This window comes from endosymbiont of Lamellibrachia barhami, assembly GCF_011947365.2.
In the GTDB taxonomy this organism is placed as follows: Bacteria; Pseudomonadota; Gammaproteobacteria; order Chromatiales; family Chromatiaceae; genus QGON01.
Genome location: NZ_JAAVSH020000001.1, coordinates 826,831 through 841,458 on the forward strand (window position 1 = coordinate 826,831; position 14,628 = coordinate 841,458).

At 52.7% G+C, this 14,628-nt stretch carries 16 protein-coding genes; 1 reads left to right on the top strand and 15 read right to left on the bottom strand.

Features of this window, described 5'->3' with window-relative positions; translation table 11 throughout:
• Positions 1–198: hypothetical protein (locus G9Q73_RS19175; protein WP_218649921.1), on the top strand; the 198-nt coding region annotated here is incomplete at its 5' end.
• Positions 199–236: 38 nt separating this feature from the next.
• Here the strand turns inward: G9Q73_RS19175 and G9Q73_RS03660 are convergent.
• The 15 genes from G9Q73_RS03660 to dsrA all read right to left on the bottom strand — a co-directional run bounded on the left by G9Q73_RS03660 (position 237) and on the right by dsrA (position 14,209).
• Complete coding sequence (locus tag G9Q73_RS03660; RefSeq protein WP_177418602.1) at positions 237–1,382, bottom strand: sulfur reduction protein DsrS; 1,146 nt, start codon at positions 1,380–1,382, stop codon at positions 237–239.
• A gap of 96 nt (positions 1,383–1,478) precedes the next feature.
• On the bottom strand, positions 1,479–1,811 hold the full coding sequence (locus G9Q73_RS03665; RefSeq protein ID WP_177418603.1) for a HesB/IscA family protein: 333 nt from the start codon (positions 1,809–1,811) through the stop codon (positions 1,479–1,481).
• Between the two features lie 13 nt (positions 1,812–1,824).
• Positions 1,825–3,222 carry a cobyrinic acid a,c-diamide synthase CobB gene (locus tag G9Q73_RS03670; RefSeq protein WP_177418604.1) on the bottom strand — a complete coding sequence of 466 codons (1,398 nt, stop codon included), beginning with the start codon at positions 3,220–3,222 and terminating at the stop codon, positions 1,825–1,827.
• Positions 3,223–3,315: 93 nt separating this feature from the next.
• The gene (nrfD, locus tag G9Q73_RS03675; RefSeq protein ID WP_177418605.1) at positions 3,316–4,518 is read right to left on the bottom strand and encodes an NrfD/PsrC family molybdoenzyme membrane anchor subunit; all 1,203 of its coding nucleotides are present in this window, start codon (positions 4,516–4,518) and stop codon (positions 3,316–3,318) included.
• Between the two features lie 20 nt (positions 4,519–4,538).
• Positions 4,539–5,264, bottom strand: a complete 726-nt coding sequence (dsrO, locus tag G9Q73_RS03680; RefSeq protein WP_177421232.1) for a sulfate reduction electron transfer complex DsrMKJOP subunit DsrO — start codon at positions 5,262–5,264, stop codon at positions 4,539–4,541.
• 45 nt (positions 5,265–5,309) lie between these two features.
• The gene (locus tag G9Q73_RS03685; RefSeq protein WP_218649922.1) at positions 5,310–5,810 is read right to left on the bottom strand and encodes a cytochrome c3 family protein; all 501 of its coding nucleotides are present in this window, start codon (positions 5,808–5,810) and stop codon (positions 5,310–5,312) included.
• Positions 5,811–5,822: 12 nt separating this feature from the next.
• On the bottom strand, positions 5,823–7,778 hold the full coding sequence (locus tag G9Q73_RS03690; protein ID WP_177418606.1) for an NAD(P)-binding protein: 1,956 nt from the start codon (positions 7,776–7,778) through the stop codon (positions 5,823–5,825).
• 86 nt (positions 7,779–7,864) lie between these two features.
• Complete coding sequence (dsrK, locus tag G9Q73_RS03695) at positions 7,865–9,403, bottom strand: sulfate reduction electron transfer complex DsrMKJOP subunit DsrK (protein WP_177418607.1); 1,539 nt, start codon at positions 9,401–9,403, stop codon at positions 7,865–7,867.
• Positions 9,404–9,433: 30 nt separating this feature from the next.
• Complete coding sequence (locus tag G9Q73_RS03700; protein ID WP_177418608.1) at positions 9,434–10,156, bottom strand: respiratory nitrate reductase subunit gamma; 723 nt, start codon at positions 10,154–10,156, stop codon at positions 9,434–9,436.
• Between the two features lie 67 nt (positions 10,157–10,223).
• Positions 10,224–10,556 carry a TusE/DsrC/DsvC family sulfur relay protein gene (locus G9Q73_RS03705; RefSeq protein WP_177418609.1) on the bottom strand — a complete coding sequence of 111 codons (333 nt, stop codon included), beginning with the start codon at positions 10,554–10,556 and terminating at the stop codon, positions 10,224–10,226.
• Between the two features lie 44 nt (positions 10,557–10,600).
• On the bottom strand, positions 10,601–10,906 hold the full coding sequence (gene tusB, locus G9Q73_RS03710) for a sulfurtransferase complex subunit TusB (protein WP_177418610.1): 306 nt from the start codon (positions 10,904–10,906) through the stop codon (positions 10,601–10,603).
• Positions 10,907–10,921: 15 nt separating this feature from the next.
• The gene (gene tusC, locus G9Q73_RS03715) at positions 10,922–11,332 is read right to left on the bottom strand and encodes a sulfurtransferase complex subunit TusC (RefSeq protein ID WP_177418611.1); all 411 of its coding nucleotides are present in this window, start codon (positions 11,330–11,332) and stop codon (positions 10,922–10,924) included.
• Positions 11,333–11,348: 16 nt separating this feature from the next.
• Entirely contained in the window at positions 11,349–11,741 is a 393-nt protein-coding gene (gene tusD / locus G9Q73_RS03720) for a sulfurtransferase complex subunit TusD (RefSeq protein ID WP_177418612.1), read from the bottom strand.
• A 44-nt stretch (positions 11,742–11,785) separates the two neighbouring features.
• The gene (dsrB, locus tag G9Q73_RS03725; RefSeq protein ID WP_177418613.1) at positions 11,786–12,859 is read right to left on the bottom strand and encodes a dissimilatory-type sulfite reductase subunit beta; all 1,074 of its coding nucleotides are present in this window, start codon (positions 12,857–12,859) and stop codon (positions 11,786–11,788) included.
• A gap of 111 nt (positions 12,860–12,970) precedes the next feature.
• Positions 12,971–14,209 carry a dissimilatory-type sulfite reductase subunit alpha gene (gene dsrA / locus G9Q73_RS03730; protein ID WP_177418614.1) on the bottom strand — a complete coding sequence of 413 codons (1,239 nt, stop codon included), beginning with the start codon at positions 14,207–14,209 and terminating at the stop codon, positions 12,971–12,973.
• Between the last annotated feature and the right edge of the window lie 419 nt (positions 14,210–14,628).

A 14,628-nucleotide genomic window follows, 5' to 3' on the forward strand; every position in this document is an offset into this window, starting at 1 on the left:
ATATTGCTTCGTTCAGTTACGTATTGCTCGTGGACTATTTTTCCGGGAACCTACCCGGAAGAACCTATGCGGTTGGCGACATATTCTGCACTCGTCAGTAGCGCCATCGAAAAATTCAATTCACTGGATGAATTGCCGTTCCAACCATCATCCAGCAGGTTGCCGCCTATCGAGGCGCCAGCGATCAAAACCCAATAAATAGTGTAACTGTTCAAGATGCAGGCCCGATCAAGTGCTTAGCGGATCGGGCCTGTAATGAATTCCCGTCCCTTCAGCACGCGTAGATATGCCATCAATGATGTCAATACCGGTTCCAACTTACGGCGCATCAAAGAGCCGATCGCGTCAGAATGACTGAATACAGGGCGCACGACGCCATACCCCATGCCGGAAAAAATACGCATCGCCTTTAACTCGCCCGCCAACTCAGGCACAGCATCCAGGCAACTCTCAAAGGCGCGACAAGCGGCCTTTCCTGCAAGCAGCTGTTCCGCTTCCTCTTCCAGCGCTTCAAGGGTCAGATCAGGGTTTCCTGCAGGCCTCAGTGGCGCGAAATAGTCTCGCAGGACATCAAGCAGCAGGGTAACCACATCCTGATTAGCGGGTTTGACCATCACCCGCCCGACTGTATCGATAAAGCTTTGGCCCGGGGCAGAGAGTATCTTCAACACTATTTCCGCATAAGGGTTTCCTGCCTCTGAAAGCGCTGCGAGCGTGCCTGCATGGTTATCCCGGTCTCCACGCGATTGCAACTGATCCGGCAACTGGTCCGGGATGCTGGCAAGAAATCCGAGATAGTAGACAGGTTTGCGACTGCAACGTTTCCATAACTTCTGTCTGACTTCATCCGAAACCAATCCCGGTTGAAGTACGAGTTTCAGGCTTTCCACCATCATCTCCGGTTCAGTCTCAAAGGGGAGGTATTCGATCAGAAACTCCGCCAACTCGGCACCCATCTCTCCGGCAACCACGGCAGGATTAGCCAACATCCGCCGGGCATTTTCCGGCTCCTGACCTGACCACCAGGCCAGGCGCGCCAGCTCATCCGTCAGTCCGCTGGCACAGGTAACGGCGACCACCGCTTCCGGTTCACCAAGCAGGAGCAACTGTTCAAGGTTTTCACCCCGGGTCTGACCCATTCGGGTCCAGCGTTTGAGAAAAAGCGGGTAGCCACCGGGTGATCCCGTCGCATGACCGGACAGTAGTTCCCGCACCCGGACAAGATATTGGTCGTCACGGCAGTTGGGATTGAGCTGAATCTTGGCCTCACCCTTGTCAGAGAGACCGTAAAGCGTCATTGAAGACTCATTGATTCTGATGGCGCGGGGTTTAGTGGCAAGCAGCACATTCAGACGCAGCGCGTCTTCATTGGATAGATCCATCAGAAGGTGGCTCCGGGAGTGGTTGGGTGCTTCTATCCTGTTAAAGGGGACAGGCTGTTTTGGTCTAGGCAGTACCGCTACTCGATGAGTGGAGAATCACTCCCCCTGATCGGTGTTCTCAGCTACAGGAGGAACATAGTTGGCGTCTTTCGGATTGATGAAGATGAATTGTTTCTCGCCATCTTCCGTCTCCACGTAATCCATAGTCGTTTCATTTAGCATCGGAACATATTCGGGTTCCATAACCAAGTCGATGCCCTCAGAGATAAAGGTTATATCGTCATCCTTCACCTCGTCGAATCCCATCAGATAGTCAAACGCCCCATCTTCCTTCTTACGAGTTGCAAAACGTAGCACCATACCCTCTGTTCCGCCCTGCTCTGCTGCCTGGGCAATCTGTTTAGCCGCCCTTTTGGTCAATTTAAACATCTTTATTACTACCTTAATTTCCCATTTCCAGTGCTTTTATCGCCCTGACATGCGACAAAAAGCGCTCTACCCAGTGACATCCACCCACATTTCGCATGTGCGTGTAGTTAGCAAGCAGGTTTTTGTAGATATAGCCATCATGCCTGCTGTCGATTCCTGTGCCTCGGACCACTTTATAGGCAAAATCGCTACTTTCAGCATCCAATCCTTCGAGAGCCGAGTAGTGGAACTCATGAGCGTTGATGATGCCATCGCCATCTTTTTCCGCGATTTCTCCCCAGCGGGAGTTGCCAGATTCCGTGAGACGGACGTAGCCCCGACCTTGTGGCCTTTCATGCATGACCGCATCAGCAGGAATTATACCGACCATTCTACATTTTTTGCCTTGCCAGGTCAGGCTTCTGCAAAGGTACATCAACCCTCCACATTCTGCGTAAACCGCCCCACCCTGCTCGATATAGTCTCTGATTGCCCCTCGGATCGAACTATTTGCCTCAAGCGCCTCCATCGACGCCTCGGGAAACCCCCCACCGATAAAGATCCCGTCGACCTCAGGCAGTCGTTCATCGTTCAGGGTGTCGAAAGGAACCAGTTCAGCCCCATGATGCCGCAAAGCCTCCAGGTCATCGGGGTAGTAGAACCCAAAGGCCGTATCTTTCGGGTAACCTATGCGCAATGTTCCATCTTGGCGTGAAGTCTCCTCCACAACCGCCAAACGGGGAACACTGCGGGCTTCTCCGGCAATCTCTATCAGCCTGTCGAGATCGACACAGTCGGTTACCGTCTTTGCCAGATAGTCGATGACCTCTTCTGCCTGCGAGCGCTCATTGTTCGGCACCAACCCCAAATGCCGCTCATCAATTCCCAGTAACGGATCATTGGCGACGGCCCCCAGCACGGGAATGTCAGTATAGTGCTCTACGACATTTACCAGCTTCGATTCGTGGCGGCTGCCACCGACTTGATTGAGGATGACACCTGAGATAGAGATGTTGTGGTCAAAAGCCTGGTATCCCAGCAGCAGCGGAGCAATTCCGCGGGTCATGCCCTTTGTATTGATAACCAGAACTACAGGAACATCCAGCAGGGCTGCCAGAGCGGCATTGCTGTTGCTGCCTTCAATATCCAAGCCATCATAGAGTCCCTTGTTACCCTCGATGAGGCCAATATCTGCTCCTTGCATTCGACGACGATAGAGCGCTTCGATCTCTTCCCGGTGCATGGTGTAGAAATCGAGATTGTAGCAGCCACGCCCAGTTGCTGAGTGCAGCCAAAGCGGGTCAATGTAGTCGGGACCCTTTTTGAAGGGCTGAACCGTCAGGCCGCGGCTGGCGAGAGCACGCCCCAATCCAATAGAGAGGGTGGTCTTCCCGGATGACTTATGCGCAGCAGAGATATAGATAGAGGCCAAAGGCTTTTTCTTTCGTGCAAAAAAATACCCACCGTCAGCACATGCTGACGGTGGGTATTCTTATTGTCTTACAACCAGATTACAAGCTGTAAATCAGGCGCTCTCCCCTGGATCTTCCAGGGATTCAGGAAACACCTTGAACATGCGGGCACCGACAGCAACCATCGTCATGGCGATGGCGATGCCACCAATGCCAAGCAGCATTTCCGGAAGGCTGGGCGCATAGGCGTTCACGGTTCCATCATAGAAGCTGCTCTCAAGCACTTCCTTACCCGGAAAAATCGACATCGGGAAGGCCTGTCCACCTATTACTATCACATAGATCTGGAAGAAACCGCCGATCAGCACCATCACAGAAGCCACAGCCACCGCCCAGCGGGCTTTATCAAACGCCGGAGAGTAGATCAGGAACAGCGGAATAACACCACCGATCAATATCTGGCCAATCCAGAACATTGCGGTATACACGCCGCCATTGAGTAGGATAAAACTCTCGATGCCGTGGTGTTGAGTCACATACAGGTTGGTGAGGTGATAGGCCAGAGCAAAGTAGAGTACCGCACCGACAAACACACCAAGCAAATTTTTCAAGCGCGCCAGACGCAGATCACCCAACTCGCGATTACCCCAGACATAGGCGGCAATCAGCGTAATGATGAAGAAGGCCAGACCGTAGCTGAAAGACATGATAATGAACATCGGCGCCATGATCGCGGCATCATAGGCCTCACGGGCGACCAGGAAACCAAAGATGGAGCCGGTACCGGTGGTCAGTGCGAGACGCCAGAAAAACGCAGCGAAACCAAGCGTGCGGTAGTAACGGTTGGCCTTTCTGTCCATCATGGTCCAAAGGTAGATACCCACGATAGCGAAGAAGCCCGAATAGAGAATAATATTCCAGGCAAAGATCGATTTGAAATTATAGTAGGTCATGGCGATGATCAGGCGGTCGGGCCGACCAAGATCCAGCAGCAGCACTACCAAGCCACCCGCCAGCAAACCAATCGCCAGCAAACTCGAGAAGCGTCCGAGGGGCTTGTACATCGGCCCGCCAAACACCGAACCAATCGATGCCACATTCAATGCGCCGGATGCAGCGACAATCAGGTAGATTGCAAAGACATGCGGCAGTCCCCAAACCACCTGATTGGTCATTCCAGTTACCCAGTGACCATTGTGTTCCATGTAGAAGGCAGCCCCCAGTGCGACCGCAACAATCGTACCGAGCAATGCCATCCCTGCCCAATAGCGGACAGGTGTTCCACAGTAGAGCTCACGATAATACATCTTACTCATGTTCTATATGCCCCCTGCTATCACAGATTCTGATACCGGACACCGGTATTCAGTTTGAGGTCAGCGCGAATCTGCTGACTGGCCTGTGATTTAAGTGCTTGACTGATTTCGCTATCGGGATCTTTCAGGTCGCCAAAGACAATCGCGCCATGTCCGTCCTTGTGACAGGCTTCCTGACAGGCGGTCATCGTCTCACCACGATCGATCCGGTGTACGCACATCGTGCAGCCCTCAACACATCCCTTACCTCGAGGAGCGTTAACAGATTGATCCTTGAGGTCTTCATGCACGAAAGAACGTGCCTTATAGGGACAGGCCATCATGCAGTAACGGCAACCGATGCATGTATGACGATCCACCAGCACAATGCCATCAGCGCGTTTGAAGGAGGCGCCCGTCGGGCAGACATCGACACAAGGCGGATGTTCGCAGTGCTGGCACATCATTACCAGACGGTTGATATGTCCGGTATTGAGATCCTTCAGTTTGACGGTGCGGATCCACTGGGCATCCGTCGCCGGACGACCGTGGCTGGTCAAGCCGTGTTCACTGTTGCAGGCATCGACACAGGCACTGCAACCTTCCGCACATTTATTCGTGTCGATCAACATTCCCCAACGATGCTTGGCAGACGCGCCCTGGGATTCAGGGTCAGCGCCGGCCACTGCATGCAGTAGCATACCAGGAGCGACGACAACCGCTCCCGCCGCTGCAACTGTCGTTCCGACAAATTTGCGGCGGTTCATATCCGGCTGGTCATTTTTAACACTCACGATCAGTCTCTCCGCATATTACCTGGCAGACTCGCTGCCGGCATGGATAACAGGATGCCACTCTTTCAACGATGAGGCATTGAGGCTCTGGAACTGCATCTGTTCAAGGTCTACTGCCCCAAGGGAACCCTTACCCTGCATAGGCGTCGTCCGGTGACACTGAAAACAGGCAGGACTCACAGCCACATAGGCATGACAAGACTGGCAGAACTGGCCTTCATCAGTCACCGGAACCGCATTGCCATCATTATCTTTGGATGCATGGCAATCGACACAGCCAATAAGACTGAACTTAGCTCCGCGAATACCGTCACGCACGGTCTCAACCCGCTGGTGCTTGAGGTAATCCATGTGGTTTCGACGCATATCATTCGTCTCCGCCACACAGTTTTCCATCGAAGCGGCCTTCGAGCCCTTGATTACAGCGGTATCACCTGTAGCCTGCAGGCTGGTCACTGCAAAAGCAGCACCTGCCAACAGGTAGGTGAAACGCCTGATGCTGTTGAAAGAACTTCGCATCACAGCTCCTATTTATTCGCCGAGACCCATCTGAATGTAGCCTGTAGGACAGACATCAGTGCAAACGTGACAGCCAATACACTTGGAGTAGTCGGTATCTACATAACGACCGGTGGTTGATTCGCCACGTTTGACACGGAAGACCGCATCCTGGGGACAGAAAATCACGCAGTTGTCGCACTCAAAGCACATACCACAACTCATGCAACGCTTCGCCTCTGCCTGAACCTGTTCCGAATTCAGAGGAATCAGACGCTCTTTGAAGTGGCCAAGCACGTCGTCCGAACTGGGAACTTCCTCACTACGGATATTGCGGGCCGTCGGCTCGAAGTAACCCAGAAAGAGTTGATCGGCGGGGATGATCTCGTGCTTGGAACGATCCTCAAAGTTATGCACCGCATATTTGGCAAAATCGGTGCCTCGCAGATCACCATCGGTTTTGTCGAAGTGCTCAGGTTCCATGTGAGCCTCTTTCAGCTTATCCAGGAGGCTGAAATGGTGAACATCGACCTTCGGACGCTTGCCCTGTTCTTCGTGCTTGAGGAAGTGATCAATACTTTCGGAGGCGATGGAAGCCTGACCAATCGCAGTCGTCAGCAGATGCGGGCGGATGATGTCGCCTGCCACGAAGTGACCCGGCTTCCCTGGTATCTGATAAAGCTTGTCGGAGTCGATGAGACCACGACCATTATCGAAATCCTCAAGGCCAGTCATGTCACCACCCTGACCAATCGCGGCAACGATGAGATCCGCTTCGAGAACACGCTCGGTGCCCTCTGTGGGGATGGGCGTCATGCCATCCATGGTACAGTCGCACACTCTCAGCGCCTTTGCCCGGCCGTCTTCACCCTTGATGACTTCCAGGGGCATCACGCCGTCGAGGATGGTAACACCCTCAGTCGTCGCATCACTGATCTCGTGTTCTGCGGCCATCATCTCAGGTTTAAGGAAGAGAGAGGTCAGTGTCACATCAGAACCCTGCGCTGCAGCGGCATTTGCGGCATCATGAGCCACGAAACCATCCTTCACAACCAGCTCAGGACGGTCCGTCGGGTTGGTATGTTCGATGTGACCAAGGCGGCGGGCAACCGACACCACGTCGATAGAGGTATCACCACCACCGATACAGATCACCTTGTCGGCGGTCACTTTCATGCGACCTTCGTTAAAGGCCTTCAGGAATGCAACACCGCTAACGCAGTTGGGGGTATCGTCCCAGCCAGGAATAGGCAGGCCCCGGCCACTCTGACAACCCAGTGCCCAGAGAAGCGCATCAAAATCTTTCTCGACATCTGCAACCGACACATCTTTACCAACTCGTGTCTCCATGCGCAGTTCAACGCCCATATCGACAATACGCTGAAGTTCAGCGCCCAACTTGTCACGGGGAATACGATAGCCGGGGATGCCATAGCGCATCATGCCGCCAAGCTCCTTGTTCTCGTCGAACAGGGTGACGCCATGACCCATGCGGCGCAGCTGGAAGGCTGCCGCCATACCGGCAGGACCACCACCGATGACCGCTACCTTTTTGCCGGTATCTTCACCTGCGGTAAACGAGTAACCCTGCTCGATGGCATTGTCGCCGATGAACTGCTCCACAGAGTTGATGCCGACGAAGTCTTCAACCTCGTTACGGTTACAACCATCCTGACATGGGGCGGGGCAGACACGTCCCATCATTGAAGGGAAAGGATTGGAGCCGGTGGCACGTTCGAACGCATACTGTTGCCACTCTTCACCCTCTACCGGCTTCTCCTGTTCGCGAACAATCGCCAACCAGCCTCTGATATCGTGTCCGGAAGGGCAGCTGCCCTGGCACGGTGGGGTGCGATGGATATAGGTAGGACACTTATGGGAGGTATCCTGGGCAAAGATCATGTCTGTCCAGTCATCCCACTGATCATCACCCTCTTCATACCGCCGCCAAGTGATATCTTTTTTCATCTCTTCACTAGGAGTAGCCATTTTTGTCTCCTTAACCTATATCTAATTTTTTGAATCGCCGGTCAGCATCACAACTTACCGGTGAATATTAACCGCTAGTCTAAATCTTAATCGTCATCATCTTCGCCATAACCGGGAGCCTCTTCCGGCGGCGTTTTTCTGTTCAGCACGATGGCATCGCTTACCAACTGGTGAACACTGACAATCTGATACATGTCCATGCCGTAGTAGGGCAGAACCTTGGTAAACTGGCTCTTACAGATGGCGCAGATCGCCGCCATGTGGGTAACACCCTTCTCGTTCATGACATTCTGAAGCGCTGTCATGCGAGGCAATGCACCCTTGACTCGAATTTCCATCAGGTCATCGGTAAGAAGACCACCGCCGCCACCGCAGCAGAAGGTCCGTTCGTGGATCGTATCCCACTCCATGTCATGGTAGTTGTTGCAAACCGCCTTGATGACATTACGAGGGATATCAAACTGGCCCCCCGGGGTGTCCCCCATGCGGGTGGCGCGCGCAATATTGCAGGAGTCGTGGAACGTGAGCGTCTTGTCATCGTTCGCGGACTTATCCAGCTCCAGGGTACCCTGCTGGATCTCATTCCAGGTATATTCGCAGATATGCTGCGGCACCGGGTAGTCCGGATCCAGGAAGTCGAAGGGACCTGCCAAGGTATTCAGAAAACTGTAGGCCACGCGCCAGGCGTGTCCACACTCACCAAACACAATGCGTTTGACACCCAGTTCCAGTGCAGCCTCACGTACCCGCAGCGAGATGCGCCGCATGTTCTCGTAGGAGCCGATGAACATACCGAAGTTGGCCGCCTCTGACGCCGTGGTACTCAGAGTCCAACTAACACCCGCTTCGTGAAATACCTTTCCGTAGCCGATCAGGCCGTCTACATGGGGCTCTGCAAAGAAGTCGGCAGAGGGGGTAACCAGCAGAATATCCGCGCCCTTGACATCCAGAGGATATTTGACGGCGACTCCATCCTCGTCGTAAACATCCTCTTCCAAACCTTCGAGGGTATTGGCCAGCGCACGTCCAGGCAGGCCCAGGTTATTGCCGATCTTATATACCTTGGCGATGATCTCATTACAGTATTTCTGACCAATACCCACGCTCGCCAGGATCTCACGGGCAGCCATGGATATCTCTGCGGTATCGATGCCATAGGGGCAGAAGACCGAGCAACGACGGCACTGGGAACACTGATGGAAATAGCTGTACCAGTCGTCGAGCACCTCTTCCGTTAGATCTTCCGCACCAACCAGTTTCGGAAAGTATTTACCCGCGAAGGTAAAGTAACGACGGTAGACCTTTCGCAGCAGATCCTGACGCCCTACGGGCATGTTCTTGGGATCCTTGGTGCCGAGGAAGTAGTGGCACTTGTCCGTACAGGAACCGCATTTTACACAGGAGTCCAGGTAGACCCGGAACGAGCGGTAACGACTAAGCAGATCGCCCATCTTCTCGATGGCCTTGTCATGCCAATCCTCCACCCTCTCACCTGGAAAGTTCAGTGGTTCCTGGTGCTCAGGTTTGGCCACAAAGCACGTGGAGTGCGCCATAGCCCCTTCTTCGATATTCGGAACATCAACATATTCTGAAAGTTCCGGTGTTTTAAATTTCGCCTTAGCCATCTGCAGCCCTCTTAGGCCAAGTTGATATTCTTAGGATTCTTCGAGCTTTTTCGCCCAAGGAGCCAAGTGTCGTTTCTCGCGTGGATTATCGACCTGGTTTCTGGACGGGCTGAAGAATATGCCAGGGATATGCAGCAATTTGCTGAAGGGCAAAATGATCATCAGCAGAGCAACAAGTGTCAGATGCATGATCAGCGCAAAATCCATCGGCAGTTCGCCACCACTAAGGGTAAACAGTCCGCCGAAGAACTGTTTGACCATAACAATGTCAGTGTGGATGAAGAATGTCATCATCAGGCCGCTAAAGCCGATGAAGATGAGCAGTAGCAACATCAGGTAATCTGAAGGCGCTGAAATATAACGTACACGATCAACGAAAATACGCCGCAGGAAGAGACCGCCGAGTCCGGCAACCATGGCAAATCCTGCATACATGCCAAAAGGCTGGATCAGTGCGATCGGAAGCGGAACGGGATCGACAAAATAACGGACATGCCGTGCCAACACCAAAAACAACCCCATGTGGAACATCCAGGAAAAGATCCAGGTCCACTTGGTGCTCTTGAAAAGGCTTTCAAAGAAAACCACTTCACGGAACATTCGCATTACCACACCGGCCTGAGTCACAGGAGCCGGGGTAGTGGGAATCTTTAATGGTGCAGGTGTCCTGGCGTATTGCACGATTTTCCGTGCCAGACCAAGTACCAGAACGATGGTCGCTACGATAAACAGCAACGCGTAGGCAGTTGACATGTTCCTGCGTTCCTCAGAAGGATTAATTGACCGGGAGGAAAAACTCCTCCCAGACTTCAGCTACTGTTTAGATGCAGCCAGTAGGCTTGGGCAGACCGGCAAAGCGGCAAGCCTGCTTGCCAGGACCGTAAGGGAACAGACCGTACAGGTACTTGCTGTTACCCTTCTCTTTACCCAGTTTCTTACCAACAGCCTTGGTCAGAACGCGAACAGCAGGAGCGATCTGATACTCTTCGTAGTATTCACGCAGAAAGTTGATGATATCCCAGTGCTCATCAGTCAGTTCAAGGTCATCTTCCTTCGCCATCTCTTCTGCAACTACGGGCTCCCAATCAGCCAGAGTTACCAGGTAACCCTCTTCGTCAGTCTCAAAAACTTTACCGTTAGCTTCGATAGCCATAAGTATTTCTCCAATTTAGAGTTAAATTATTCAGTTGGGATCTATCAAACCCAGGCTGAAACTTTATCGTTTTCGACAGCCAGGTTGACAAAACCCGCGTAATCCACAATTTCAATGCCTTCAGCAAGCTTCTCTTGCGAGATGCCGCGGGCCTTCAGGTCAGGGCCAAGGGCATAAAACTTGACACCCGTTGCTGCAGCCACCTTCTCAGCAACGGCGCTACCCTTCATTGCCCCATAAACGCCATCTTCATACATCAGAACAGCGCTACCCTCTTTTGCATAACCCAGGCACTCTGCCAGTGAGTTCTTCTCAAAAGGGGATTTGTTAACAGTATGCAAAGTACTCATGCGATCTCTCCGCCTTTAGAAGCTATAGATAATATCCTGGTCATCCAGGACGTCCGCCAATTCAGCGCGACTGACGAGACGGATGGAATCCTTCTCTGCCCAATCTTCATCTTCGTCTTCCCAGGTAAGAGGCATCAGGTCATCAAGGGTCAGACCTCTCTCTTCCAGAGACTCTTTCTCCACATAGAGCTTGGTAACATCGTAATCACCCAGCGCCTTGTAAGTGGTAGAGAAGTTCTTCATACCGGACTCAGAGGTATCCTGACCTTCGAGCAGCTGATAGACCCCGTCTCCGATAAACGCCAGACTGACATCCTGATCGAATGCAGCACCGATCAGCACAACCTCCAGTGACTCCCACGCATAGATAGTGCCATAGGGGGCACGGCGGTTGAGATACATGAATTTCTTGATAGTTTCAGACATCGTTCAACCTCTAACCTCAATCACCGAAAACCATGAGACGCTCGGACTGGATACCCGCCTCAATCAGCTGACCGAGACCGGAGATCCGGAATCCGTCAGCGATATTCTGCGCATCTTTACCGTTACGTTGCATCTCACCCTCGTCCACGATACCGCGACGTTGTGCGGCTGCCACGCAGACAACCATGTCGAGATCGTGCTCCTTGGCCAGTTCAGACCAGCGGTTGACGATGTTCCTGTCATCCTGGGGAGGTGTCGTCAGATTGGTACCGTTGTTCACGCCATCATGATAGAAGAAGACACGCATGATCTCGTGCCCTGCATCCAACGCGGCTTTGGTGAACTGGTAGGCCGAGTCAGTCGCTTGATGCTGATAGGGCCCCTCGTTTACCTGAATCGCAAATTTCATCAGTTATAACCTTGTCCGTTGAAAGACTTGAGCTTCGATCCGAATCAGAAGCGGATATGAGCAGAAGCATTCAGGTTGGCACGACCGCCACGCCAGTTATCGATATGATACTTGGTGAAAGGCAGTCCGGTCTTCTCGAAGAAGCTCGGCCATCCGATACGATCAGCCCACTCGCCGATACGCTCGTAGTCTTTTGCGTCTGCCTTGTAGGCAGCCAGGATCTGCTTGACGATCTTGGAGACCTCAGGCCAGCGCGGAGGATTGTTCGGTATACCGGACGCGACCAGCTTGTGGAAGGTAGGTTTGGAACGTGCGTTGGAGTGCTTGCCACCGACCCAGATTGCGAAACAGGAGTGCTCCGGATCGTTGATCTGCATCGGCGGACAGGGCGGGAAGCATGCGCCGCAGCAGATGCACTTCTTCTCATCAACTTCGAGAGAAGGCTTGCCATTGACCATCGCGGGACGGATAGCCGCTACCGGGCAACGCGCCACAACTGTAGGACGCTCACAGACGTTACCGACCTGAGAGTGATCGATCTTCGGCGGCTTGACGTGCTGTATGTTGATCGCGATATCACCCTGACCGCCGCAGTTGATCTGGCAGCATGAAGAGGTCAGACGAACACGGTTCGGCATCTCTTCGTGGGTGAACTCATCGATAATCTCATCCATCAGCGCTTTAACAGCACCGGATGCGTCCGTTCCGGGAATATCGCAGTGCAACCAGCCCTGGGTATGGGATACGGTGGAGACGGAATTACCGGTACCACCAATCGGGTTGCCGTGAGCCGTCAACGCATCGATCAGCGGCTGAACCTTTGACTCCTTGCTAACCATGAACTCCATGTTGGAGCGAATGGTAAAACGGATATAGCCTTCCGCAAAATCATCAGCGATATCCATCAACTCGCGAATCTGATGAATGTCCATCTGACGGGATGTGGCCGCACGGACAGTCCAGATCTCGTCACCACTATGAGCCACATGATGCAAAACACCCGGGCGCGGACGATCATGATACTTCCAGTTGCCGTAATTTTTCTTCATCACAGGATGCAAAAACTCCTGTATATCACGTACGCCTATCTCATCTGGCATGCGAGGTGCGTCAGCCATGCTAACCTCCAAATTTCAAAAATCGAATTCTATTCTACGCAATAGCGTTGATATGTGGTTGACATGAGACAAGTCACCGGGAAATACCCGGTGACTTGCTCCATCAGTTTACTAAGCTTTACGCTCTTCCCACTTGGCTACCTCTTCATCCCATTCATCCATACGGACATAAGGGTTGGTGCGAGGCTGGGCGATCATATTCGGATCGATCTCGATACCGATACCTTCCAGGAAGTTGGTCAGACCAATGCGCTCGATCATCTCACCGGTACGTTCGTGCTCCAGTGCGTTCTCCGCAAAGAAGTCCAGAACTTCGGTACCCAGCTCTTCCAGCCACTCAAAATCCTCATCGGTTTCCATCTTGTGGAAAGGCACGATTACGGTACCCATCAGATCTCCGATCTTCAGGGTACGCTTACCGCCAATCAGGATGCTAACGCCACCATCATCACCCGGAGAGAGGGCCTTGTTCATGACGTTCAGGCAGTGCATGCAACGCACGCAGTTACCGTTATCAACAGCCAGGGTATCGTCGTCGTTCAGTGAGAGTGCCTGGGTCGGGCAGCGGGTGATGACATTGTCGATCACATACTTGCGGCCTTTGTTCTCCACGAAAGCCTTGACCTCAGCCTGGTCGACCTTCATGTCGTCGCGCCATGTACCGATGACAGCGAAATCAGAACGATGAATGGCATTCATGCAGTCGTTCGCGCAGCCGGAAACCTTATACTTCATCTTGTAAGGCAGAGCCGGACGATGCAGATCGTCAAGCGCATTGTTCACCAGGGTGCGCATTGCCCGACCTTCGTCGAAGTTGGACTGCTCGCAACGGGCAGCACCGACGCAGGACATGGAGGTACGCACAGCGGGACCAGCGCCACCCATGTCAAACCCCATCTCATTGATTTCATCAAAGAAGGGCTGAACGTTTGCAGAGGAACAACCCTGGAACATGATATCGCCGGATTGGCCAATACCGCAGATCAGGCCGGATCCGTATTTCTCCCAGATATCGCACATGTTGCGCAGTGTCTTGGTATCGAAGTGAGAGCCAGGAGGCGGCATGATACGAATGGTATGGAACTCAGCCGCATCGGGGAACTTGGGGGTTCCATCCTCGTTCTTCAGCTCGGTAAAGCGGGGAATAACACCACCACCGTAGCCAATAACACCGACTGTGCCGCCCTTCCAGTAGCCCTTCTTGGTCTCGTAGGAAGTCTCCAACTGACCCAGCAGGTCAACTGCAATGTCGTTATCTTTTGCAAGGCGCTTTATACCGCTGATAAAGCTCGGCCAAGGGCCGCTCTCCAGCTGATCAAGCATGGGGGTGTCATGCATCTGTTTTGCCATCACTCTTTCTCCGGTCGTTTGTGTGGGGTGTTTGGCCAGTTTCTATCCTGAATTATTAGCCCGGCCATAACACCGAGCGCAGGAACAGCCATTTCCCCTACAATACAATTCCGCTGCAGGCGAAGACCTGCTCCTACTGGCGGCCAATTTTAGGAGTTCCTAATGCAGCACCATATCCTTCCGATGGGGGGGGGATCTGACATTCTTCTATCCCATATGGGATAGATGCCACTCGCTCCACGCTTTATTGCACACTTATCAGCTCACTAAATATCCAACGATTACAATCAGTAGTAAGAAAATATAATTGAGCTTGCAGACATATAAAGCACCGTAAATCCTAATTAAGCTATATCCCCATATATAAAATATGCTTAATTCAACAACCTGGACCGTGAACTCCAAATACCTCACGAATA

What these genes read in the sequence shown, in the direction of transcription:
- G9Q73_RS03660 (WP_177418602.1), bottom strand. Translation starts at nt 1,382, where the DNA reads ATGGATCTATCCAATGAAGACGCGCTGCGTCTGAATGTGCTGCTTGCC.
- G9Q73_RS03665 (WP_177418603.1), bottom strand. Translation starts at nt 1,811, where the DNA reads ATGTTTAAATTGACCAAAAGGGCGGCTAAACAGATTGCCCAGGCAGCA.
- nrfD (WP_177418605.1), bottom strand. Translation starts at nt 4,518, where the DNA reads ATGAGTAAGATGTATTATCGTGAGCTCTACTGTGGAACACCTGTCCGC.
- dsrO (WP_177421232.1), bottom strand. Translation starts at nt 5,264, where the DNA reads ATGAACCGCCGCAAATTTGTCGGAACGACAGTTGCAGCGGCGGGAGCG.
- G9Q73_RS03685 (WP_218649922.1), bottom strand. Translation starts at nt 5,810, where the DNA reads ATGCGAAGTTCTTTCAACAGCATCAGGCGTTTCACCTACCTGTTGGCA.
- G9Q73_RS03690 (WP_177418606.1), bottom strand. Translation starts at nt 7,778, where the DNA reads ATGGCTACTCCTAGTGAAGAGATGAAAAAAGATATCACTTGGCGGCGG.
- dsrK (WP_177418607.1), bottom strand. Translation starts at nt 9,403, where the DNA reads ATGGCTAAGGCGAAATTTAAAACACCGGAACTTTCAGAATATGTTGAT.
- G9Q73_RS03700 (WP_177418608.1), bottom strand. Translation starts at nt 10,156, where the DNA reads ATGTCAACTGCCTACGCGTTGCTGTTTATCGTAGCGACCATCGTTCTG.
- G9Q73_RS03705 (WP_177418609.1), bottom strand. Translation starts at nt 10,556, where the DNA reads ATGGCTATCGAAGCTAACGGTAAAGTTTTTGAGACTGACGAAGAGGGT.
- tusB (WP_177418610.1), bottom strand. Translation starts at nt 10,906, where the DNA reads ATGAGTACTTTGCATACTGTTAACAAATCCCCTTTTGAGAAGAACTCA.
- tusC (WP_177418611.1), bottom strand. Translation starts at nt 11,332, where the DNA reads ATGTCTGAAACTATCAAGAAATTCATGTATCTCAACCGCCGTGCCCCC.
- tusD (WP_177418612.1), bottom strand. Translation starts at nt 11,741, where the DNA reads ATGAAATTTGCGATTCAGGTAAACGAGGGGCCCTATCAGCATCAAGCG.
- dsrB (WP_177418613.1), bottom strand. Translation starts at nt 12,859, where the DNA reads ATGGCTGACGCACCTCGCATGCCAGATGAGATAGGCGTACGTGATATA.
- dsrA (WP_177418614.1), bottom strand. Translation starts at nt 14,209, where the DNA reads ATGGCAAAACAGATGCATGACACCCCCATGCTTGATCAGCTGGAGAGC.